24 protein-coding genes and 1 pseudogene are annotated in these 21,934 nt (G+C 38.4%); 8 read left to right on the forward strand and 17 right to left on the reverse strand.

The window, feature by feature from the left end; genetic code table 11:
- Window positions 1–160 precede the first annotated feature (160 nt).
- From ACSU6B_RS15850 to ACSU6B_RS15860, 3 genes are all read right to left on the reverse strand, one after another.
- On the reverse strand, window positions 161–1,162 hold the full coding sequence (locus ACSU6B_RS15850; protein WP_410886601.1) for a DUF3231 family protein: 1,002 nt from the start codon (window positions 1,160–1,162) through the stop codon (window positions 161–163).
- A 440-nt stretch (window positions 1,163–1,602) separates the two neighbouring features.
- The gene (locus ACSU6B_RS15855) at window positions 1,603–1,902 is read right to left on the reverse strand and encodes a putative quinol monooxygenase (protein WP_214732924.1); all 300 of its coding nucleotides are present in this window, start codon (window positions 1,900–1,902) and stop codon (window positions 1,603–1,605) included.
- A gap of 133 nt (window positions 1,903–2,035) precedes the next feature.
- Entirely contained in the window at window positions 2,036–3,046 is a 1,011-nt protein-coding gene (locus ACSU6B_RS15860; RefSeq protein ID WP_410886603.1) for an NADP-dependent oxidoreductase, read from the reverse strand.
- 117 nt (window positions 3,047–3,163) lie between these two features.
- Here ACSU6B_RS15860 and ACSU6B_RS15865 point away from each other — a divergent pair, with 117 nt between their 5' ends.
- Window positions 3,164–3,751 carry a TetR/AcrR family transcriptional regulator gene (locus tag ACSU6B_RS15865; protein WP_410886605.1) on the forward strand — a complete coding sequence of 196 codons (588 nt, stop codon included), beginning with the start codon at window positions 3,164–3,166 and terminating at the stop codon, window positions 3,749–3,751.
- Between the two features lie 341 nt (window positions 3,752–4,092).
- Here the strand turns inward: ACSU6B_RS15865 and ACSU6B_RS15870 are convergent, their stop codons facing one another.
- From ACSU6B_RS15870 to ACSU6B_RS15885, 4 genes are all read right to left on the reverse strand, one after another.
- Window positions 4,093–4,428, reverse strand: coding sequence for a hypothetical protein (locus ACSU6B_RS15870; RefSeq protein ID WP_410886607.1), 336 nt, complete (start codon window positions 4,426–4,428; stop codon window positions 4,093–4,095).
- Between the two features lie 348 nt (window positions 4,429–4,776).
- On the reverse strand, window positions 4,777–5,244 hold the full coding sequence (locus tag ACSU6B_RS15875; protein WP_214997757.1) for a DUF523 domain-containing protein: 468 nt from the start codon (window positions 5,242–5,244) through the stop codon (window positions 4,777–4,779).
- Window positions 5,198–5,365, reverse strand: coding sequence for a hypothetical protein (locus tag ACSU6B_RS15880; protein ID WP_410886609.1), 168 nt, complete (start codon window positions 5,363–5,365; stop codon window positions 5,198–5,200). Before ACSU6B_RS15880 ends, ACSU6B_RS15875 begins: the two co-directional genes overlap by 47 nt.
- Window positions 5,366–5,441: 76 nt before the next feature.
- On the reverse strand, window positions 5,442–6,860 hold the full coding sequence (locus ACSU6B_RS15885) for a PLP-dependent aminotransferase family protein (protein ID WP_410886611.1): 1,419 nt from the start codon (window positions 6,858–6,860) through the stop codon (window positions 5,442–5,444).
- A gap of 371 nt (window positions 6,861–7,231) precedes the next feature.
- Here ACSU6B_RS15885 and dapF point away from each other — a divergent pair, with 371 nt between their 5' ends.
- Complete coding sequence (gene dapF, locus ACSU6B_RS15890) at window positions 7,232–8,092, forward strand: diaminopimelate epimerase (protein WP_410886613.1); 861 nt, start codon at window positions 7,232–7,234, stop codon at window positions 8,090–8,092.
- 149 nt (window positions 8,093–8,241) lie between these two features.
- The gene (locus tag ACSU6B_RS15895) at window positions 8,242–8,874 is read left to right on the forward strand and encodes an MOSC domain-containing protein (RefSeq protein ID WP_410886615.1); all 633 of its coding nucleotides are present in this window, start codon (window positions 8,242–8,244) and stop codon (window positions 8,872–8,874) included.
- A gap of 197 nt (window positions 8,875–9,071) precedes the next feature.
- On the opposite strand, the gene ACSU6B_RS15900 is transcribed toward ACSU6B_RS15895, so the two are convergent.
- Window positions 9,072–9,494 carry a sensor histidine kinase gene (locus ACSU6B_RS15900; RefSeq protein WP_410886651.1) on the reverse strand — a complete coding sequence of 141 codons (423 nt, stop codon included), beginning with the start codon at window positions 9,492–9,494 and terminating at the stop codon, window positions 9,072–9,074.
- 20 nt (window positions 9,495–9,514) lie between these two features.
- Here ACSU6B_RS15900 and ACSU6B_RS15905 point away from each other — a divergent pair, with 20 nt between their 5' ends.
- Entirely contained in the window at window positions 9,515–9,964 is a 450-nt protein-coding gene (locus tag ACSU6B_RS15905; RefSeq protein ID WP_410886653.1) for a DUF2306 domain-containing protein, read from the forward strand.
- 137 nt (window positions 9,965–10,101) lie between these two features.
- Here ACSU6B_RS15905 and ACSU6B_RS15910 read toward each other — a convergent pair whose 3' ends face one another.
- The 9 genes and pseudogenes from ACSU6B_RS15910 to ACSU6B_RS15950 all read right to left on the reverse strand — a co-directional run bounded on the left by ACSU6B_RS15910 (window position 10,102) and on the right by ACSU6B_RS15950 (window position 17,502).
- The gene (locus ACSU6B_RS15910) at window positions 10,102–11,286 is read right to left on the reverse strand and encodes a sulfite reductase subunit alpha (protein WP_410886617.1); all 1,185 of its coding nucleotides are present in this window, start codon (window positions 11,284–11,286) and stop codon (window positions 10,102–10,104) included.
- Between the two features lie 136 nt (window positions 11,287–11,422).
- Window positions 11,423–12,334, reverse strand: a complete 912-nt coding sequence (locus ACSU6B_RS15915) for an AEC family transporter (protein ID WP_410886619.1) — start codon at window positions 12,332–12,334, stop codon at window positions 11,423–11,425.
- A 136-nt stretch (window positions 12,335–12,470) separates the two neighbouring features.
- The gene (locus ACSU6B_RS15920; RefSeq protein WP_410886621.1) at window positions 12,471–12,911 is read right to left on the reverse strand and encodes a YaiI/YqxD family protein; all 441 of its coding nucleotides are present in this window, start codon (window positions 12,909–12,911) and stop codon (window positions 12,471–12,473) included.
- Window positions 12,912–13,136: 225 nt separating this feature from the next.
- Window positions 13,137–13,342, reverse strand: a pseudogene (locus ACSU6B_RS15925) (protein CysJ); the annotation flags it as partial.
- Between the two features lie 42 nt (window positions 13,343–13,384).
- The gene (locus ACSU6B_RS15930; protein WP_215010008.1) at window positions 13,385–13,549 is read right to left on the reverse strand and encodes a hypothetical protein; all 165 of its coding nucleotides are present in this window, start codon (window positions 13,547–13,549) and stop codon (window positions 13,385–13,387) included.
- Between the two features lie 60 nt (window positions 13,550–13,609).
- On the reverse strand, window positions 13,610–13,732 hold the full coding sequence (locus ACSU6B_RS15935) for a hypothetical protein (RefSeq protein ID WP_410886623.1): 123 nt from the start codon (window positions 13,730–13,732) through the stop codon (window positions 13,610–13,612).
- A gap of 42 nt (window positions 13,733–13,774) precedes the next feature.
- Entirely contained in the window at window positions 13,775–14,890 is a 1,116-nt protein-coding gene (locus ACSU6B_RS15940) for a M20 metallopeptidase family protein (RefSeq protein ID WP_410886625.1), read from the reverse strand.
- A 144-nt stretch (window positions 14,891–15,034) separates the two neighbouring features.
- Window positions 15,035–16,216: a M20 metallopeptidase family protein gene (locus ACSU6B_RS15945; protein WP_410886627.1), complete on the reverse strand. Its 1,182-nt coding sequence runs from the start codon at window positions 16,214–16,216 to the stop codon at window positions 15,035–15,037.
- A 26-nt stretch (window positions 16,217–16,242) separates the two neighbouring features.
- Entirely contained in the window at window positions 16,243–17,502 is a 1,260-nt protein-coding gene (locus tag ACSU6B_RS15950; protein WP_410886629.1) for an MFS transporter, read from the reverse strand.
- 1,090 nt (window positions 17,503–18,592) lie between these two features.
- On the opposite strand from ACSU6B_RS15950, the gene ACSU6B_RS15955 reads away from it, so the two are divergent.
- From ACSU6B_RS15955 to ACSU6B_RS15970, 4 genes are all read left to right on the forward strand, one after another.
- On the forward strand, window positions 18,593–19,831 hold the full coding sequence (locus ACSU6B_RS15955) for a saccharopine dehydrogenase family protein (protein WP_214713660.1): 1,239 nt from the start codon (window positions 18,593–18,595) through the stop codon (window positions 19,829–19,831).
- Window position 19,832: 1 nt separating this feature from the next.
- The gene (gene nspC, locus ACSU6B_RS15960) at window positions 19,833–20,960 is read left to right on the forward strand and encodes a carboxynorspermidine decarboxylase (RefSeq protein WP_410886655.1); all 1,128 of its coding nucleotides are present in this window, start codon (window positions 19,833–19,835) and stop codon (window positions 20,958–20,960) included.
- Window positions 20,961–21,158: 198 nt separating this feature from the next.
- Window positions 21,159–21,410 (forward strand): DUF2535 family protein, encoded by a 252-nt coding sequence (locus ACSU6B_RS15965; protein ID WP_410886631.1) that lies wholly within the window; start codon window positions 21,159–21,161, stop codon window positions 21,408–21,410.
- A 53-nt stretch (window positions 21,411–21,463) separates the two neighbouring features.
- On the forward strand, window positions 21,464–21,778 hold the full coding sequence (locus tag ACSU6B_RS15970; protein WP_410886633.1) for a pyrimidine/purine nucleoside phosphorylase: 315 nt from the start codon (window positions 21,464–21,466) through the stop codon (window positions 21,776–21,778).
- Window positions 21,779–21,934 lie beyond the last annotated feature (156 nt).

Below are 21,934 nucleotides of genomic sequence, written 5' to 3' on the forward strand. Positions count from 1 at the left end.
TAATTCCACTAATAAAAACCCTACCTTCTTCAATTAACCTGCCCGTTACTTCAATAAGAAAAAGCATTACCGATGTTCCAGTAATGCACCTGTTAGTTGATTAAGAAAAATGACTCTTTATAAGAAATATATAAACCCTTTACATCGTCAATATTTAAGGTTATTCCTTTTCATGTACCAAGTTATTTCGATCCGGAGAATGTGGTGGTTCTTCCATCCATCCATTTTGAATTAATAAATGAGCAGCGTCATCTGCATAAAGACCAATTTCCGAAGCAAGACGAGTATATAAAAAGGCTAAATCATGCCGCATGCTCGATGCAGCGGCAAGTCCATAATTTCCTAAACCTGCTGCATTTAAAAACGTTGTGACAAATAACATAATCTTATCGGAAAAAGGGGATTCTTGAGATTCAGTTATCGATGTATCCCATAGTGAAGGTGCAGGAAGGCTATCTTCCCTTAATTTTTGTGCAAATACCTTTGCATGTTTGTCCGCAATTTGCTTACCTCTCCACATCATATGTCTGATTTGCTGTGACTTAGCAACTTGTGCAAAAGCTGTCATTAGATTTGAACCTAATAAATTAGAATCAAGGTTGATAAAAAGCTGTGTAATTTCCGGAGCCGTTAAAGGACGGCGTTTTCCTAAAAAACCGGACATAAAACTTTTCGTTTTAACAAATTGAACTTTTTCAGGGGTAGGTAAACAAGGAGGTCTTATAAGAACGCCTTGATTTAACATAACCTCGATTGCTTTGTCATCCAATTCCTGGGTAGTTTCGATACATGTTTTAAATACAGCTCTTACATCTTGACGGGTAGATAAAGAACGACTTATTGCATATGTACTCAAGCCTACTTTTGCCATACTTTTAATGAAATTAATCATAAATAGATCCGTAAATAAACGTGGTGTATTATGATTTACATCTTTATCTGTAAAACCATGAGGTATCGGGAAATTTTCTTTTTCAAAAATTCTCTTTATCTCCATTGTATAGTGAAGGGATAAATCGCATGCGTATTCGACCACCTGCTTGATTTCTTTATCTTCAACTGTATATATAAAATGTTTCATTAAACACGTTGACATCGTATTATTTATGTAACCAGCCCACAAGCTTGCAATTTCCGCGGCCGTTAATCCTTTTTTCTCCATAAATGTCCTCCGTTTGCCATATAGTTTTTGAGATTAATTATTATTTTTCTTATTACTAAGGAAAACTATTACATTGAAAGAAAATATAGATAAAAACTTTAACTACAAGCAGCTTAATTAACCATGGAAAATCATCATTACAAGCCAACAAAAACAAATGAATAAAAAGTATATTTTTATTCATTTGTTACACTAACCAGCCCTTAGCTCAATAAGAAAAAACGCTGCCGAAACAACGTTTTGTTCAACTCTTGCACCCGTTAGCTTAAGTACATTATTTTACAAACTTTTGTTACTCCAAATTGAGCAAGTCCTTTTTCATAATTGGGGTACCGCCAACAAAACGCGGAAAACGTACGCTAAGGTATATTTGTTGATGATCCACCTGTTCGAAGAAAATAAAGTCTTAGACTGGAGTTGTTGATTTGACTCTCACTCTTTTACTCCATGAACGAGCGTTCGTTCGAGGCATCGTATTTTAGAATGTCCATTCTCATCCTGTTTCCCCACTTTTTTAAAAACGGCGCCGACTCATGTCTTTCAACATGGGCCGTCAGCGATTCTTGATCTTGCCACCGCTGGACAGTCAGCATGCGTCCAGCGCGCGCATCTTCCAAAGTAAAGGCATAAAAGAGGCATCCATTTTCAGCTCTCGTGCTGGAAACGACGGCCTGAACGTCTGCAGTGAACTCATTTACATCAGACGGATTTAGGTGAACGTAACCCATGAGTATAATCATTGTTGTTCATCCTTTTTTTCTTAATTTAAGTTAGCAAATTTTTTCAAAGCTCATTCGCGGTCCTCGCTAGTGGAACGCCGCAAAGTTTTGCGACGTTCCACTAGGAGTGCGATAATCATTCGAGCTGTCGTCCTTACACAACCGTGAGCACGATCTTGCCTTGGATGTGCCCACGAGCGGCTCGTTCGTGCGCCTTGCGAGCATCGGCAAGTGGAAACGTGCTGTCGATGGCAACGCGAACCGTCCCGGCATCGAGCAAGCGCCCTAATTCCGCTAGCTGCGGGCCGTTTGAGCGCACTTGGGTCATCGATACCGTGACGCCCAGCTTTCCGGCCTCCTCGGCGTCGGAGAAGCCTATGAACACTGGGAACAAAGCGCCGCCACGCTTGAGCGTACGCAAGAAACGACCGGTTGTTGGACCGCCGAGGGTATCGAGGACGAGATCAACGTCATGGGCGATGTCCTCGGGAGGGCTCTTGGTGTAGTCGATGAATTCGTCGGCACCGAGCTCGCGCAGGAACGACTCATGCTTGCCCGATGCCACCGCGATGACATGCGCACCCTTCCATTTAGCCAGTTGCACCGCTAAGTGCCCCACGCCGCCCGCGGCACCATTGACGAGTACCGTCTTGCCGTTGAGCGGCAGCGGGCGATGCGACTCCGGTTGAAACGGATTCGCTTCATTGTGCCCCAACTCGATCAGGAACTGCCATCCGGTGAGACCTGCCATCGGCGCCCCTGCGGCGTGCACGTGATCGATGCCAGCCGGTTTGAGTGCAAGATCCGACGCTGGCGCGGCGACGTACTCGGCATAAGCAGCGCTCTCCCCCATGCTAGGAAAGCGAACCATGCCGAAAACTTCATCGCCGATGGAGAAGCCTTGCACATCCGTGGCTACCGCCTCGACGACGCCCGACATGTCCGACCCCAGAATGAAGGGAAAGGACACCGCCGGCTGCCACTCAGGAGGAAGATCCTTATACCCCTCGCGCAGGTACCAGTCGGGGGGGTTGATGCCAACCGCGTGAACGCGGACAAGCACCTCACCCGGTTTCAGTTCGGGAAGCGGGGCCTCCTCGTAACGCAGTACCTCAGGGCCGCCGAATTTGTGCAGCCGAATCGCCTTCATTATGTTTGTAGACATCGCTTTCTCCTTTCACACAAATGTGTTATCTTTATTAGAGCAGTGCTCCACTTAAACGGATCACTGTTCCGTTTATTATTATACGGAGCACCGCTCCGATTGTCAAGGAGGAATCATATGCGAGCCGATGCGAAGAAAAACTATGAGCACATACTCGCAGTCGCGAGCGTCGTTGTAACCGAGCACGGCGTCGATGCATCGCTGCGCGATATCGCTCGCAGAGCTGGTGTCGGGCTCGGCACACTGTATCGTCATTTCCCGACGAGAGAGGCGCTGCTCGAAGCTTTGCTCCGCGCAAGCTTCGACGAGTTTACGACAAAGGCACGTGAGCTCGAAACTGCGAGTTCACCCGATGATGCACTCGTGTCGTGGCTACGCGACGTCATTGCATTCACGGGCAACTATCAAGGTGTTGTGGACGCGATGATGGCAGCCAAGGAGGACACGGAGTCCGCACTCCACGCTTCATGCGTCACGATGCGCACGGCAGGCACGCGACTTCTCGCTCGCGCTCAGGCCGAGGGTCTGGCGCGTACCGACATGGATGGTGATGACCTGTTCTCGCTAGCTGCTGCGCTTGCGTGGCTCAGCAACCAGCCCTCGTCCGCGCCACGAGCTGAGCATCTCTTCAGTATTATCGCGAGCGCGATCTTGACGAATCGAGCGAGCAGCGATTTCAGGGCCAGCCGCACAACTGATGATTAAAAACAAGCCGAATTTTCCTTAGCGTACGTTTTCCGCGTTTTGTTGGCGGTACCTACCCCTAATTGTAAACACGACTACTGGATGTCCATAGTAATGCCCCTTATTTTCTTTTATAATTTTAAATACTTGCCTTTCATAAAAGGAAATAGAAAAAGGGCAGCAATTTCGCTGCCTCCTTTTTAGCATTATTTAAAGTACCATATTTGTATTTCTTCAACCCATTTAGGGTTTTCGTCCATTTCTAATCTACCGCATAAACTCTTATTGGCTCTCAAAAACTCTGGTATGATACTCTTTATTACTTTTAAAATTTCGTCAGGTTCTCGACTGTTATGCCATTCTTAGAGGAGATTAAGCTGCCATTCAAGCAATTTACTTCTACTACCTTCTAATTTTGCCCAATCCCCAAATGTGTTTGGCTGAAATCCCCCGTTCATATACCAACCAGTGACCATTGATAGTCGTAAATTATCAAGACAATGAAGAGCATAATATATTTCCTTTCTCATTACTCTTCGATAGGCTTCGTTGACATTTGCAAAAAATTTCGTTCTCCAAATCTCCACTTCTTGAACGGTTGGACTATAGGATAAAGCCATTGATTTCGTTAATACATCTTTTATCAAACCTGTAGTATCGTGTACAATTTTTATATTTTGTAGACATACAGATGGCATAATGTCTTTCGTCTTTTAATAAAAGCTGTCAACTTTTATAAAAGTATTATAGTGAGCAATACTATGTGTTACCCAAGGAAAGTCCTCGAAAAATAGAACACTACCCCAGTTTTTCGCTCTCTGTTTTTTTTATTCTATAACCCTCAAACACTTCATCTTTAACGATTATACGAAGGTCAATGTCCGAATATAAGTCAGTGTTTTGATTTCCAATTGACCCTCCATAAAATACTTTTATAATTCGTTAAAAAAGAAAAAATTTCTTCTTCCACTAACCTCCCTCGTTACTTGAATAAGAAAAAAAGGCTTTGCCACTATTAAAGTAAGCATCAAATAGTTGAAGATTCATTAACCTTCATCCTGAAGTAAATCAGCAAGTCCTTCTTCTGAAACTACTTTTATTCCATTTCTTTTAAGTAAGGCAGCTGTTACTCCATCTCCAAGTATTTTCTGACCTTGAAACTCCCCATTATAAATCATTGAACTTCCACAGGAGGGACTAAACTCTTTTAGTACAACCCCGGTTGTACCAAGCTCTTGAGCCCTTCTTAGTGTAAAATAAGCTCCTTTTATGTATAGTTCAGTAACATCTCTGCCAGATTTTTCAATTACCCTAGCTTTACCATCAAGGACATCGCCTCCGTCACCACCTATTATCTCAGCAGGTTCTCTAGGAATTGAAAAACCACCGAGCAATTCAGGACATACAGTTATTACTTTGTTGTCATCTATCATTTGAAGTATCTTTTTATTTAAACAATGAGTACCGTTATATCTTACTTCTAAACCCGCTAAACAAGAACTTACTAATATCATTCATATCACCCCGATCTAATGGTCCCTTATTTCCTTCTTCAGCTAAACTACCTGTTAGCACAATAAGTAAAAAGTCACCAACAATGGCAGCACTATAAATATCTTCAACTCTTGCACCCATTAGTTTAAGTACAATCCTTCACAAACTCTTCTGTGTTGAATCAGTACAATATTTTGTTACGGATGTTTTTTTATTTTTAACTTTCATTAGGGAACCAAGCTTTTTGAAGTAACATGATCCCTTTATCTATTTTTTCTTCTAAAACCCCTCCAAAACCAATCATAACTAACGATGGTTTAACTTCTCTTTCATTGAGGCAATAAAAAGTTGGGTCATAAACTTTTACACCAACTTTCTTCGCCTGCTCCAATAATTCTTTTGTAGACCTATTTTTAACTCTTATTAACAGATGAAGCCCTGCTTTTTGTCCAATAATTTCTATACGTTTTCCCATATATTCATTTAATGCATTCACAAGCGTTTTATGTTTGTTCTCGTACACTTTTCTCATTCTTCGAATATGACTTGTAAAATGTCCTTCATTCATAAGTATATATAATCCTTTTTGAACAAAAGACGGTACGGATTGATAGTAATTACCATACATATGATTGTATGCATCCATTAAGCTTTGTGGCAAAACAATGTAACTTACTCTCACGGCCGGGGAAAAAGATTTAGAGAATGTACCTAAATAAATTACATTTTCTTTTGCATCTAAGGCTTTTAAAGAAGGAATCGGTTGACCTTGATATCGGAATTCACTGTCATAATCATCTTCAATAATAAAGCTACCGTTTTGATTTGCCCACTCTAATAATAACAATCGCTTTTGGATAGGAAGTACCATTCCATACGGGAATTGATGAGAAGGGGTAATATAGGCTACCTTTGCCTCGACCTTTTTTAGCTGTTCTATATCTATGCCATCTTTTTCAAGTCGGATAGGTTTAATTGACCATTCATGGTTGTTGAAAACGGATTGCGCCCCATCATAGCTCGGATTCTCCATAGCGACTGAACGGTCTCCGTTAGAAAGTAATTGGAGAATAAGACTGATTGCGTGTTGAGTGCCAGAACAAATAGCTATTTGCTCCACTGAACAGACAACTCCCCGTGACTGAAATAAATAATTCATTAATTCTTCACGTAGGCCCACATCTCCCTGTCTTTCTCCTGGACTTAATAATTGTTCAAGTTCATCCGTCAAAGCTTGAGTTAAACAGCGCTTCCAAATGTGGATTGGAAAAGAGTTTATATCTATATCACCGTACTTAAAATCATATTCAAATGTTTCTTCTTTATTATCCATGGGTACTTTTGATTTATATATAATTTCCTGTAAAGAAGGAGATAGAACGGGTTGCTCTAATGGGAGTACAATTAGCCCTACCCTAGCCTTACTTGCTACATACCCTTCTGCTAACAATTGTTGATACGCACCTTCTACCGTGTTTTTGCTAATTTTTAAATGGCCTGATAAATAACGAATAGAAGGTAAAAGTGCTCCCTCGGGAATGTCACCATCTTCTATTTTTTGTTTTATGTATTGATACAACTGTACATAAATAGGAATACTACTGTGCTTATCTAGTAAAGGAATAAACTCTAACATATTACCTCCTGCTGACTATATGTAGTTCTCTAAAGCTGACATTTTCAAGGACAATATTCCAATACAATTATTATAACCTATTGGCTGAGTAGGAATTATAAGGGGGATGCATTTGTTAAAACTGTATAATGATTTGAACAAATTGGTACAGATGAGGACCAAACCAACGCCTTTTTATAAAAGGGACAGAAAATAAAGAAACAAACTTCTATGTTTTCACAGAATAGTTCGAAGTAATAAAATTAACTATATCCCTTCCCTCTGACCCTATCATACTTTTAGAAACTGTACCTTTTCTTAGGGACAATATTTTAATAAACTCTGTGTATCCACTAGCGCATTGCACAAAATATAGAATAATAGGTGACAATATGAAAGAATTTGCATTCACAAAAATGCACACTTTAGGTAACAATTATATTTATGTAAATATGTTTAAAGAATCAATTGCTGAACATGAGCTAGCATCTATTGCTGTTGATATCTCAAATGTTCATACAGGTATTGGGTCTGATGGTTTAATTTTAATCTGTCCATCGACAGAAGCAGACTTGAAAATGCGAATATTTAATAGTGATGGTTCAGAAGCAGAAAATTGCGGGAATGGATTAAGGTGTTTTGCCAAATATGCTTACGAAAATAGGTTAGTAAATAAAGAGAACTTTACAATCGAAACTCTTTCAGGAACTGTACAAGCACATGTCTATGTAAAAGGTACTCACATTCTTGAAGTGACAATTAACATGGGAAGTCCAAGATTTCGCAGAAAAGAAATACCAATGCTTGGTATCGATCAATATGAAGTAGTAGCAGAACCCATGAGATTTGGTAATAAGACATATACAGCAACGCTTGTATCAATGGGAAACCCTCATATTATTTTTTATGTAGATGATATTGAAAAAGCACCTCTTACAACATTAGGTGCCATTGTTGAAAAAGACAATCGGTTTCCTATGGGTATAAACGTTGGATTTGTGCAAGTGTTAAATGAAATGGAACTACATTATCGCGTATGGGAACGAGGATCAGGGATCACTCAAGCTTGCGGCACTGGTGCCTGCGCAGCAGTTGTAGCCTCCATCTTAAATAGCTATACGAGCAAAAACATGTCAGTAACCGTACATTTAGCCCGGGGTGATTTGAAAATTACTTGGACAGAGCAAGGAGATGTCTTGATGACTGGTTGCGCTAATACAGTTTGTCATGGGATTTATTATTACGTAACTTAAATTGTTTACTAATTAAGGAAAACTCCCCTATTAAGAAATTCAATTGACCATAAAACACAAGATATTTGATTTTAAAATCTAGTTATAAAGTTGAACTAAAGATACATTGTTTGATTATAAAAATTATATGAAAGCGAGGTAAATTCGCATTGGATCGAAAAATTATTACATTGGCCGTTGGAAAACCGAAGGAATATGATTGGAATAATAAAAAAGAGGTTTCGGCCATAGGAAAATCTTTTGTACAAGTTGTTGAATTGAAAAAATCCGGTTTTGTCGGTGATGATGTTGCAAACCACAAGTTTCATGGTGGTATCGATCGTGCGGTATGTTTATATCCATTTGAGCATTACTCTTATTGGGAAAAGATATTTCAAAAAAAACTGGCTCCACCTGCTTTCGGGGAAAATATTACAGCAACAGGGATGTTGGAAGAACAGGTGTATATAGGCGATATATTTAAAATAGGGGATACTATTCTTCAAGTTACTCAAGGAAGGGTACCTTGTGCAACTATCTCCAAGTATAATCAGGAAAAACAATTTTTAAAGAAAGTGGTTGAAACGACTCTAACTGGTTACTTTTTTCGAGTATTGGAAGAGGGGGCCATAATGTGCGATTCGGAAATAAATCTTGTGGAAAAAGACTCAAAAGAAATATCCGTTTCTTTTGCTACACAAATTCTTTTTCATCAACAACAAGATAAAACATCCATTGAAAAAATATTGACGGTTGATGCTCTTGCAGAGGACTGGAGAAATAGATTTTTAAAATTGTTATGATTCTTTTCAAAAATTGTAGGTAGGTACACAAAAAACCTAGCCAAAAAGCTAGGTTTTTTGTGTATCCTTGTTCAACTATCCTGTCCGGTAGTGAAACAAGAAAAGCTGCCAAAATGACTGCTCCTACTCTTATCTCTTTCACCCGTTGTGTTCACAATCACAATGACGGAAGTTTCACTCATTAAAAAAAAGAGCAGTTAACTAGCCATGGGAATCCAACCTGTCAATTGTGCACCTCCATCTATATAATTTTCCGCGATAATGACACCACCGTACCGCCTTATGATTCTTTGTGTAGTGGTCAAACCTAATCCGAATCCACCTGTGTCATAGTTTCTCGATACTTCACCACGATATAGTGGTTTGAAAACATGTTTAAGTTCTTCCGAAGAGAATCCCTCACCTGTATCTCGAATGGTAAAACAAACTCGGTCCATATCCTTATAGCATTGAATAAGAATCTTACCTTGATGGGGTGTATGCCTTACAGCATTGTCTAATAAGTTATTCATCGCACGCTCTAATAAGTGTGTATCACCCTCAATAACGCAATCATCTGCAAAACCGTCCTTGATTATCGAGATCTGCTTCTGCCCGGCTTGCAGCTTGATGCTGTCTATAGCATTTTTTTCGTATTCATATCTCGCTGGCCCTGATTTCTCTTATCACTGGCCCTCTTGGTGTTATGAAAGCAATTCGAGTTAAATCAAGTTCCTTTCACCGTTGGAATGGCCGTATATATGTCCTAGCAATCCTTTTCAATTTCCTTCCTGGAGTTTATGTTTCATTCTTTGCAACAGGGGGGTGGTTAAGTACATTAGGTTTTCTCCTATTAAATACGTTATGGCTGGGAACAACGATCCTTGGTTATCTGTATGTCAAAGGAGGAAAAATGATTTTACATATCCATTGGATGATTAGAAGTTTCTTTCTTTCATTTGCCAATATGACGATTTATATAATCGTCGCCATTACACATGACCTAATGAATTTTTCCTATGGAAATTCCTACACTGCAGCGGTTTGGTTATGTTGGATGATAAGCCTACTTTCCGCTGAATTCGTAATAAAGAAGAAAATATTATTTTAATGAGAAAGTCATGGTCTGCTAGAAGTAAATGAATATTGCCCAATAAAGTCAATGAATTCAAATTTAACTCATGATAAAAAACCCTTCGTCCTAACTGGAACGAAGGGTGGTTATTAAAGATTCTTGCAGCTTATCTTTTAATACACATCACGTTGATAATGCCCTTGCTTCTGCATATCTTTTAAATACGCTTCTGCTTCATCACGGCTCATTGAACCTTCTTTTTCAATTACGCTAATAAGCGTTTCATGGACGTCTTTCGCCATATATTCCTTATCTCCACACACATAGAAATAAGCACCTTTTTGAAGCCATTCGAACAGTTCTTTACTATGTTCTTGCATTTTATGCTGAACATAGACTTTTTGAGCCCCGTCGCGAGAGAAGGCCGTATCTAATTTGGAAAGTACCCCATCTTGCTGAAATTGTTCCAACTCTTCTTGATAAAGGAAATCAGAAGCTGCATGCTGGTCTCCAAAAAATAGCCATGACCGCCCTGTTCCTTTATTCACTGCACGCTCTTGTATAAATGAACGGAATGGTGCAATACCGGTCCCAGGTCCGACCATAATAATATCAATATCATGAGACTCTGGCAGATAAAAATGTTTATTTGCTTGAATAAAGACTGGAAGCGTATCTCCTTCATTTACACGTTCAGCACATAATACAGAGCAAACCCCTTTACGCTCGCGGCCATTAGCATTGTAGCGCACAGCACCGATGGTTAAATGAACTTCATCTGGATTAGCTGCAATGCTGCTTGCAATCGAATAGAGGCGCGGCGTCATTTTTCTTAAGATAGAGACGATTTCCTGAGCAGTAGCTTTCCATGGAGCGAATTCACGTAACATATCAAGCAAATCTCGCCCATAGCAATATTCTTTCAATTGAGCTGTATTTTCAACCAAGAGAAGCTTTTGTAACTTTTCGTTTTCTGTAAAGGCAGCTGCCTGCTGTAAAACCTTTTTTGATAGTAGTGTAATTTCAAAATAGATGGTTAGCGCTTCCTTCAGTGGAAGTGTCTCACCTTGCTTATTGATCGTTACAAGCGCTTTTTCATCCCAGTGCATTTCATCAAGAAGGGAAGCCACGAGTTCTGGATCATTTGAAGGGATAATGCCAAGGGCATCACCTGGCACATAAGAAAGGCCTGATCCTTCTAGTGATAACTCAATATGCCTTGTTTCTTTACTAGAGCCTGCCCCATTTATATTAATGTTTTTAAGAATTTTTGCTTGAAACGGATTTGTTCGTGAAAATGTTGTTTGAACCAGTTTGTCTTTTTGGGCAGTTTTAATGTTATCCAAAGTATTTTGCATGGGTTCTTAACCTCCAAAAGTAATATATACATTTTAACATTGATTTGGGAAATCTGTTGTGTATTTTTTCACAATTTTCTTTCCAATTTCGAGTGAATTTACCTATCAAATGGATCAGATCTTTTAATTCAAAGCTTTATAATATAAAGTTTGCAAAAATATATAAAATGACAATACTAATTAAAATCGTAATATTTGATATAGTAGCGATTAAACGGGTGCTGCTGATGCTATATTTAAATTCAACTGCAAATGTTAAGGCGGATGCTGCAACAGGTAGTAACAAACCGATCAATATTGTAAATCGATACATCTGATTGTACGGAAGGATATAGTATAAACCAAATCCAAAAAGTAGACCTAAACCATATCGGAAGGTTAAATATTTCAACATTGGTTTAATCAATTGTTTGTCAAATTTAAAATTCAAATAGAGCCCTAATAATAATAATGATAACGGCATATTGGCACCAGAGATTGTACTTGCAACATTAATGATTGTATCAGGTAAATGGAGGTGGCTAAAATTTAAAAGACTAGCCATAAGATACGTCATTAACGGAATAGACTTGGCAAGTTTTTTTAGAATTTCTAATGGTTTAAGCCTAAGACCTTCTGCTGAAAAATAACTTCCTAAAATATAGGAAATTCCAAAAACGACAAATGATGTTCCGACATCAAACATACTAAAATAGGTTAATCCATCCATACCCCATATTGCATAAACTAAAGGAAATGCAAATAAGCCAACATTAAAACCGGAAGAAAGCATCAGAAAAGAACCTTTCAGTTCTCTTTCCTCATTTTTAAAAACTAAGAAGCCTAGACATGCTGCTATGATTCCATAAACAAGTACGATAACTGGTAACAGAATTAAAGAAGTTTCTATTTTTACAGAATCGAATGTGACAAGAACTAAGGCAGGAAGGGTAATTTTAAAAATAATTTTTGAAATGACTACTCCATCTTTTTCTTGTAAAATATTTAAACGTTTTAATAGATACCCAAGGGCAATGATCATAATAATATAAAGAAATTCCTGATTCATTAAAAAAATACGCTCCTCTATGAAGGATCTAAATTTGAGTTTCTGTAAGTAACAAATTGTGCAAATTCATCCAGTCATTTCATGAAGATCGTCTCTGTCTAATAATGAATAGAAGAGTGTTGGCTGAGTCAACACTCTATTTAAAAATAACTTGTTTAAAAAGCCTCCTAAATTGCTCCCGATCTTCTTCTGTAAAAGGCTTGGGTCCCTTTGTTCGCTTTCCGCTTTTTCGAGCCATTGCACTTAAATACCGTGTTTGTAATAATTCGTCAATGTTTTCATTCGTATAGCTAAACCCTTTATGGTGAAGGACTATACACCCTTTTGCTAAACCTAGAGATGCAAGTCCGTAATCTTGCGTAACAATAATATCTCCTGATTCAGCTAACTTCATAATCCGATAATCGGCAGCATCCGCTCCAGAATCAACATAAATGATTTCCACTCCTGAAGGTTGTTCCGCATTAGAAAAATGAGAAAAGCTCGTAACAAGAATAATAGGAATTTCTGCATTCCTTCCTTCCGAAATAATAATATCTTTTACCGGACAAGCATCTGCATCAACATAAATTTTCATCTTTATCTCCCCTGTAAAAAAGTTCGAATTAATAGTGATACTATTGCTAAATTGAGCTTTTGTCAAACTATGTAAGCACAGGGACGTTGCTGTTGCAAAGTGCCTGACCCCCAGTATATTAACGTTTAACGCAACGGGGGTCAGGCACCAAATGTCATCTTATAATTCAAAAACCTTCGTCCTATATAGAACGAAGGGATTGTAGATTTATTTACTTAACACCTTTTAATACATATCACGTTGATAACGCCCTTGCTTCTGCATATCTTTTAGATACGCTTCTGCTGCATCGCGACTCATCGCACCTTCTTTTTCAATTATGCTGATAGCGTTTCATGGACGTCTTTCGCCATGTATTCCTTATCTCCACAAACGTAGAAATAAGCACCTTTTTGAAGCCATTCGAACAGTTCTTTACTATGTTCACGCATTTTAGAATAAAAAAAGAAGGATTCATAATCAAATGGGGGAAATTACAAATCTCCACAAGATTGTCTCGTCCCTTTTGCTTGTTGTTTTGTTTGTTCCGCTCTTGTTTCTGTTGTAACAGACTCATATCCATAACCTGTAGAACTAATTTCCAAGCTTTCTTCTTGATTCTTGTTTGTAAGATTTTTATCATTATTGTTTGTTTCCATTGTCCTCCTCCTTCCATTTATATAAATTATCCGCAATAATTCGTTTTTTATTTAAATATTTCAACATACCTTTGGTAGAATTTCTAACTGAAAGGACTTCCCTAAAAGTTTTTCTCCCTGTGTTGGATTTTTTTCACTTTCAACTACCAAGTACATATTGATACTGCCAACCACGGTAATCATTTTATCGCCACCAGTAACGGGGGTCAGGCACCAAATGTCATCTTATAATACAGCTAGTCCTTCGAACAGTTCTACAGCTGTTTCAATGAGATTGTCCCTGAAGTCAAATTCGTAACTGTGCAGGTTGGGATAATCTTCCCCGTTTCCAATATAGGCGTAGGCACCTTTTGTGAGTTTCGTGTAGTGACCGAAATCTTCGGAACCGCGGAATGCTTCAGGTAACTCCAACATCTGAAGCCCACTTTGTTTGCAGACCTGACGAATCTTGTTAGAGCTTTCTTTGTGATTAGAAGTTTCCGGGAATTCATCCTGATATTCGAAGCTTACTTTCAATCCAAACTTCTCAGCTTCAGCCTTCGCAAAACCCTCTAGATTCTTCTGAAGTCTGTCCAGTTCATCCTCGTAAAGTGCACGAATGGTCATTCGAAGAGCACCCCTGCTGGGATTGACACCGAATGCTTTTGCACCAATGTCTACCTGAACAACTGTACAGAGAACTAACCCCCTATTGTTTGCAGGATCCATGAATCCAGGAATGGCATCAATTACTTTCGCATTTGCAAAGGCTGGATTTATTCCCTTCTCCGGTTCACTGGCGTGAGAAGGAACACCTTCCATATAGATCGTCATACCCTTGGAAGCGCAATGCGCTGTTCCATCGATGACATATACGGTATTGTATTTAAGACCACTCATACTATGCCAAGCAAAGATCTCATCAATGCTATTTTCCTTTATGAAAACAGAACACTGTGCAGCACCATCACCTGTTTCCTCAGCGTGCTGAAACAGGAAAAAGACGTTATTGTCACAACCCTTCTGGTCAATTTCCAGAGCAAAACCGCAAAGGGATGCAGCATGTCCATCATGTCCACATTTATGAGAAACTCCAGGATATTGGGAACCGTACGGCAGATCAATCACTTCGTCTATTGGAAGTGCATCGAAGTCCGCGCGGAATGCTACGTTTCTTCTTCCCACATTGGAACGATAGATGGCATAAAACCAAAGGCCTCTATCAACGATCTCAAGATTTGTGTTTGCTTTAAGAAAATTAATCAAATGCTGTTTCGTCCAAACTTCATGATTTGATAATTCTGGATGAGCATGGAGCTCATGACGAAGTTGAATCGCCAATTCAAGATTTTTCTTTTTCAATTTCACTGCCTCCTCTAATAAAAGGTAATCCCTGGCTGTTCTAATATATTACTAGAGAAATTCCAGCAATCATTTTTAATGTAAAATTTTTTTGTTGTGGAGTAAAAAAATTTTTACTCCACCTACCTTTTTTTAATAGGTTGTTTAATTATTGATCCAATTTATTGCTGTATGCACAGCGACAGCTACTCCCCATGGTATAACGCCTTCGTCTAAGACGACATTCGGATTATGAAGGGGATAATTACGATCTTCTAATCCGTTGGCACCCGCCCACATAAACATCGTTGGAACAAGATTACTAATATAGGAAAAATCTTCAGTACCGGATAATGGTTCATTGTTAACTTCGAGGTTATTTTCGCCAATAACTTCTTTTATATATGGTGACATTTGTTCGCATAATTCTGCATTATTATATAACGAAGGTGTTGATAGGGTTTCAAGCTGATAGGTACCACGCATCATTTTCACCGTTGCATCAATGATTTCTGGGATTCTCTTAAATAGATGGTCCCTAACTTCAGGATTTAACGTCCGTAAGGTTGCATCGAGATGTGCGGAATCAGGAATAATATTTGCAGCCGTACCGCCACCCATCTTCCCAACAACAAGAACGGCTCTTTCACTTGGATCTATTTCTTTCCCCACTAACGTATTTAATTGACTGTAGATTGCGTTGATAATCATCAATGGATCAATGGCTTTTTGAGGTTCAGAACTATGTCCGCCTTTTCCTTGTACTTTTAGGAAAAATCCATCTAATGATGAAGCAGCAATGCCTGGTTTATATCCGAATTTCCCCACTTCCAAACCTGGGTCAACATGAAGGGCAAGTGCTGCATCTACTTTTGGATTTTCCATTAACCCATTGGCCACCATATCCTTCGCTCCAGCGCCAATTTCCTCAGCTGGTTGAAACATGATTTTGACCGTTCCGTTGATTTCATTTTCTCTTTCCTTTAATAACTTTGCTGTACCGAGCATGAATGTCGTATGGATATCATGACCACAAGCATGCATAAATTCATTCGTCGATTTAAACGGCAAATCGGTATTTTCCTTTATAGGTAAAGCATCCATGTCTCCTCTTAACAAAAGAGTTTTTCCATTTCCCTTGCCAATAGTTACAACTAGTCCTGCTTTCCCGACCTTTTTGGGCTCGAGCCCCATACCTTTTAATGTTTCTTTCACGTATGCGACTGTATTTGGTAAGTCAAATCCAAGTTCAGGATTTTCGTGAAGATGTCTCCGGTGTTTGATTAGTTCATCCTTGATCTCAACTGCGCTTGATAAAGCGTTAGCCATGTTTATCGTCTTATTCATAAAAATACCCCTTTCCCTTTTTTAAATTAGGCTGCATCTTCATCCAATGAATTTTTAGAAAATTTAGGCTTCAATTTAATGGAAACGAAGAACAATCCGAATTGGACAACAGAAAGCACAATTAAAACATCTAGTAATAATTCATAGGAATGGCTAATATTAAATATCGCACCTGATACGATAGGAGTGATCGCTGCACCTAATGAGATAAATATTGATACTACCCCATATTTTGCACCAAATTCTAGCTCTCCAAAAAGCGCTCCAGTAAGATAAGCAGGTGAAACAGTTACAGCCGTTGCACCTATACCTGAAAAAACGGTATAAAGAATGGCAGGTAATAGAATGTTCCCTTTCATCAGGAATATAAAACTTACCAAACTTCCTGCAGAAATAATAAATAAGGTGGTGAATAATCCTAACTTGTCAAATAAGCGCCCGACTAGTAGCTTTCCGATGATCACCATTGCCGAACCTATTGATAATAGCAATACCGCTGTTTTAGCTGTGGCACCTATATCTGCTAAATATGGGGCAAGATTGATCAGCATACTATTAACCACAATGCCACCTACTAAGACGGCGAAACAAAGAGTCCAAAATGACACTGACTTAAGTGCTTGTCCTTGAGTTGTACCTGTTAATACATTCTTTTTCGTAGGATGTAAAGTTTTTGCCTCACCTAATGGCATTAAACCTTTATCAGTTGGATTTAATCTTATTACAAATACTGCAAATGGGATTAATACCACACCTATTAAAATCCCTAGAACAAGATAGGCTGATCTCCATCCGTAGGTTGTAATGAGCCAGTTAACTAAAGGACTCAGGATGACACCGCCGAAACCAGTCCCTGATAACGCTAAACCCAAACATAATCCACGTTTATTATTAAACCAATTTGTGATAAGAACGGATGTTGGAATCATAGCTCCACCTGATAGGGATGCACCCATAAGTACTGCAAATAAATAAAAATGAATTAGTTTTGTTGAAAATGAAAAGCCAACAAATGCACTAGCTCCTATTAAGATAAATAATGTTAAATATATCCTAATGTCCATCTTTTTCATTAGTTTACCTGCTATAGGGCCTACAACCATTGCAGCTAAAGCCATAATCGTATAATACGTCATAAACTGGGACCGTTCGAATCCGAGTTCAGTGGTAACAGGCAGAGTAAATAGTGAAACTAAGTTAGCAATCGGAGCATAAATGAACATCATAATCAAAAAAGTTGCTACTACAATCCACCAACCATAAAAAATCTTCCCCTTGTTGTTCACAACATACCATCCCCTTTGTTAATATTGTTAGCTGTACTGCCCTAAATCTATTTTAACTAAAAATAAAATCCCTCCTTTTATCATCTTCTTGTAAGCGCTTCCTAGTATCATCGGCCAAAAAGAGACATTTTTCTTATGATTTTTTATTATGCAAATTTTGTGCCAACTAATCTTTCTTTTTTAATTTTGTCTGATCTTTGCTGTTAAATCCTATTGTTCTTTAACTTTAAGCACTATAAACTTTATAATTATTGAATGATAAGAATGTAGATACTGTAAAAAAATTTTTACAGTATCTACATATTATTTTTTGTATATCCTTTTAACCAATCTTTTCTCGGATCAACGGTGGGTTTATTCGGGACTTTATCTTATTTCTTTAATAAATTTTTATAAACCATCCAGCTCAATGATTTCACCTTTGTTTATCACTAAAATGCGATCGGCATTTTCAATGGTTTTCAAGAGATAGTCGAAATTTGTCATATTTTTTTCTTTTTTCCTATTGCCATTATTTTTATATACTGCTAATATAAAAAGTGCGTAATTTGGAAAGCGATTATTCAATATGTCTGGATCTTTCCAAGCAGATAACTTTTGACCACTTCCTCAAAGAAGTTAAGGCCATACGGACAGCCGGGTCAAATGCCGAATGGCAACTTTAGTTGCCTTATTGATTGAGTTAAAAGCTCAAATTTTATAAGTTGGTTACTTTACAACCAGTGCATATGCATACAACTTGTGAAACGGTCAATAAGAGTAGTAAAAGTGATTATTTGCTATATAGACTCTGATCCTATTATGATATATTTTGAATATTATAGAGCTTCCTTACAAATGTCCTCGGACCTTTATGGTAAAAGTATACATATGATTTTCATTACGGTATACTTATGCTTTTTTAATATTGATGATTATATCGAAAGCAAGTGTTGTGCGCGATTATGCGCTTTGCACTTGCTTTTTTTGTTGCGTTTCGACAGTTTTTTTAGGGGTTATGACAATAATTATTATCGTTCAAACCATTGAAATATTGTTATAGAACTCCTCTTTGCACGGTCAAAAGTCTATTAAGTTAGGAGATAGGAAAATGGGAAAAGCGCTTATTATTGGTTGTGGTGGAGTGGCATCAGTAGCCATCCATAAATGTGTTCAAAACAGTGAGGTATTTGAAGAGATTTGTATCGCAAGTCGGACAAAATCAAAATGTGATGACTTAAAAGCCAAACTAGATGGCGGCAAAACGAAAATTACAACTGCACAGGTTGATGCAAACAATGTTGATGAGTTGATTGCTTTAATTGAAGAAGTAAAACCAGATATCGTGATGAACTTAGCATTACCGTATCAGGATTTAACGATCATGGATGCTTGTCTGGCTACAAAAACAAACTATATGGATACAGCAAACTATGAGCCAGAAGATACGGCTAAATTTGAATACAAATGGCAATGGGACTATCGCGAACGTTTTGAAAAGGCTGGTATTACGGCTCTTTTAGGAAGCGGCTTTGACCCTGGTGTAACAGGCGTATTCTCTGCCCACGCGCTTAAACATCACTTTGATGAAATCGAGTACATCGACATCCTTGACTGTAATGGCGGGGATCATGGCTATCCTTTCGCGACTAATTTCAATCCTGAAATCAATATCCGCGAGGTTTCTGCTAACGGAAGATATTGGGAAAACGGTGAGTGGATCGAAACTGAGCCAATGGAAATCAAACGCGTCTATAACTTCCCTGAAGTTGGCGAGAAAGATATGTACTTGCTTTATCATGAAGAACTTGAATCTCTTGCTGTAAACATCCCAGGCATTAAGCGGATCCGTTTCTTCATGACATTTGGCCAAAGCTACATTACTCACCTAAAATGTCTTGAGAATGTAGGCATGACTTCCATTGAGCCCATTGAATACGAAGGAAAACAAATCATTCCACTTCAATTCTTGAAGGCTATGCTACCAGATCCAGCTTCACTTGGACCTCGTACAGTTGGAAAAACAAACATCGGCTGTATCTTTAGAGGTAAAAAAGACGGAAAAGAGAAATCTTATTACGTTTACAATGTTTGTGACCACCAAGAATGCTATAAAGAAGTCGGTTCTCAAGCAATTTCTTATACAACAGGTGTTCCTGCAATGATCGGTGCGATGATGCTGATGACTGGTAAATGGAATAAACCAGGCGTATTCAATATTGAAGAATTTGATCCAGATCCATTTATGGATGCATTGAACAAGTGGGGACTTCCATGGCAAGAAGACTTATATCCAGAGCTAGTAGATTCTGAGCCTATTAAGGTAAAAGAGCCGGAGCTTGTTCGATAAGATGCGGTTTGAGGAATTACCGACACCCTGTTATGTAGTCGATGAAAGTCTTGTCGAAAAAAATCTAAAAATCCTGAACGGAGTCATGGAACGGACAGGAGCTAAGATTGTTTTGGCGCAAAAAGCATTTTCTATGACAACCATGTATCCTCTCATTGGAAAGTATTTAAGCGGTACAACAGCAAGCGGCTTGTACGAGGCACGTCTAGGTTATGAGGAAATGGGCAAAGAGAATCATGTCTTTGCCCCTGCCTATCGTGAAGATGAAATCGATGAAATTGTCTCCATTTCCGACCATATTATCTTTAATTCCTTCTCACAGTTGGAAAAATTTAAAGATAAAGCCCTTCAAGCTGGTTGTAAAGTAGGATTGCGCATCAATCCTGAATGCTCTACACAAATTGGACATGCCATCTATGACCCATGTTCACCAGGTTCTAGGTTTGGTGTAACAAAAAAGCATTTTCGTCCTGATTTGCTTGATGGCGTTTCAGGGCTGCATTTTCACACACTTTGTCAACAAAATTCTGACGACTTAGCAACCACTCTTCATGCAGTGGAAGAAAAGTTTGGTGAATGGCTCCCGCAAATGGAATGGATCAACTTTGGCGGCGGTCATCATATTACAAGAGAAGATTATGATATTCCGAGATTAGAAGCGTGTATTAAGAGAATGCAGGAAAACTACGGTTTAGAAGTTTATCTTGAGCCGGGAGAAGCGATTGCACTCAATGCAGGATACTTGATTACATCCGTACTTGATCTACATCAAAACGGATTGGAGATTGCGATTCTTGACACGTCTGCCACCTGCCATATGCCTGATGTATTGGAAATGCCTTATCGTCCCCCTCTTTTTGGATCAGGGGAAGCTGGAGAAAAGCCATTTACGTATCGACTTGGCGGGCAAACCTGCCTGACAGGCGATGTCATCGGAGATTATTCTTTTGATCAGCCATTAAAGAGCGGCGACCGCTTAGTTTTCGGTGATATGGCGATTTATACGATGGTCAAAAACACCACTTTTAACGGCATGCCATTACCAGCCATCGCTATTCAAGATAAAGATGGAGATTGTCGTGTCGTGCGTGAATTTGGCTATCAAGATTTTAAGATGAGACTAGCTTAAAAGACTACTATCTTTGAAGAGAAGCACGATTACGAAGTTGTAGCTTCTCCTTCCTGAATATCTATTGAAAAAACCAGATTCTGAAAGATGAGTCTGGTTTTTATTAAAAAGTCTGAATTATTTTTGAACACTTAATATTTAGATATTAAGTGGATAATAGGTTATAATCGAAAGAAACTCGTAAAAGAAGATGATATTTTGTTATGTAAGAGCCTAGAGTTCAAAAATGTTTTTGGACAGAAGATAAAAGTCATTGAAATTCCTGTGTTAGAAACAAATAATCGCTATTATTTTATGATACAAGTTCGTTTACAAATGTTTATTTCTTATCATTATAATAAACCTCACGAAAAAAGCTGCAATTCTTTTCGTGAATATTTGAAACGAAAAATGAGTTGGCCCGATTACCAAGATTTATTTCGTATGATGGAGTTTAGAAATAACGCTTAATTTTTTTAGAAACTTTGTTTAAATGATAGCAGTAAAACGAGAGGATGAATTCAATGTCACACTTTACAAATGCAACAATCACCAAAAAGGCAAATATATATTTTGACGGAAAGGTTACAAGCAGGACGATCCAATTTCAGGACGGAACCCAAAAAACTTTAGGTGTTATGCTTCCAGGCGAATATGAATTCTCTACATCTCAAAAAGAAGAGATGGAAATTCAAGCGGGAAAACTGGAATATAAATTAAAGGGTCAGGATTGGGAGCCAATTCAAAATCAAGGTGTATTTTATGTGCCTGCAAATGAAAGCTTTTTATTAAAGGTTCATTCTATCGTTGATTATTGCTGCTCTTATCTACCTGAATAGCAATCAAACATTCTATTATTCGCAGCAAAGGAAAAATACGTTCTTCGATTATTAAACGAACTCATTATGGTATATAAATCTAAGAAACCTCGATTAGATCGAGGTTTCTTATCAGATTGTCGAGAAAGGGTATTTTTCTCGGCAATTTTTTATTCT

It is taken from the genome of Neobacillus sp. C211 (assembly GCF_051842875.1).
Taxonomy (GTDB): domain Bacteria; phylum Bacillota; class Bacilli; order Bacillales; family Cytobacillaceae; genus Neobacillus.

Bases quoted from the DNA above. Each gene is read 5' to 3' on its own strand.
- nspC (WP_410886655.1), top strand. From the start codon at position 19,833: ATGCGGTTTGAGGAATTACCGACACCCTGTTATGTAGTCGATGAAAGT.
- dapF (WP_410886613.1), top strand. From the start codon at position 7,232: ATGAAAGAATTTGCATTCACAAAAATGCACACTTTAGGTAACAATTAT.
- ACSU6B_RS15955 (WP_214713660.1), top strand. From the start codon at position 18,593: ATGGGAAAAGCGCTTATTATTGGTTGTGGTGGAGTGGCATCAGTAGCC.
- ACSU6B_RS15920 (WP_410886621.1), bottom strand. From the start codon at position 12,911: ATGAAAATTTATGTTGATGCAGATGCTTGTCCGGTAAAAGATATTATT.
- ACSU6B_RS15885 (WP_410886611.1), bottom strand. From the start codon at position 6,860: ATGTTAGAGTTTATTCCTTTACTAGATAAGCACAGTAGTATTCCTATT.
- ACSU6B_RS15880 (WP_410886609.1), bottom strand. From the start codon at position 5,365: ATGGGTGCAAGAGTTGAAGATATTTATAGTGCTGCCATTGTTGGTGAC.
- ACSU6B_RS15850 (WP_410886601.1), bottom strand. From the start codon at position 1,162: ATGGAGAAAAAAGGATTAACGGCCGCGGAAATTGCAAGCTTGTGGGCT.
- ACSU6B_RS15915 (WP_410886619.1), bottom strand. From the start codon at position 12,334: ATGAATCAGGAATTTCTTTATATTATTATGATCATTGCCCTTGGGTAT.
- ACSU6B_RS15930 (WP_215010008.1), bottom strand. From the start codon at position 13,549: ATGGAAACAAACAATAATGATAAAAATCTTACAAACAAGAATCAAGAA.
- ACSU6B_RS15875 (WP_214997757.1), bottom strand. From the start codon at position 5,244: ATGATATTAGTAAGTTCTTGTTTAGCGGGTTTAGAAGTAAGATATAAC.
- ACSU6B_RS15935 (WP_410886623.1), bottom strand. From the start codon at position 13,732: ATGATTACCGTGGTTGGCAGTATCAATATGTACTTGGTAGTTGAAAGT.
- ACSU6B_RS15970 (WP_410886633.1), top strand. From the start codon at position 21,464: ATGTCACACTTTACAAATGCAACAATCACCAAAAAGGCAAATATATAT.
- ACSU6B_RS15865 (WP_410886605.1), top strand. From the start codon at position 3,164: ATGCGAGCCGATGCGAAGAAAAACTATGAGCACATACTCGCAGTCGCG.
- ACSU6B_RS15855 (WP_214732924.1), bottom strand. From the start codon at position 1,902: ATGATTATACTCATGGGTTACGTTCACCTAAATCCGTCTGATGTAAAT.
- ACSU6B_RS15870 (WP_410886607.1), bottom strand. From the start codon at position 4,428: ATGCCATCTGTATGTCTACAAAATATAAAAATTGTACACGATACTACA.
- ACSU6B_RS15860 (WP_410886603.1), bottom strand. From the start codon at position 3,046: ATGTCTACAAACATAATGAAGGCGATTCGGCTGCACAAATTCGGCGGC.
- ACSU6B_RS15910 (WP_410886617.1), bottom strand. From the start codon at position 11,286: ATGCAAAATACTTTGGATAACATTAAAACTGCCCAAAAAGACAAACTG.
- ACSU6B_RS15945 (WP_410886627.1), bottom strand. From the start codon at position 16,216: ATGAATAAGACGATAAACATGGCTAACGCTTTATCAAGCGCAGTTGAG.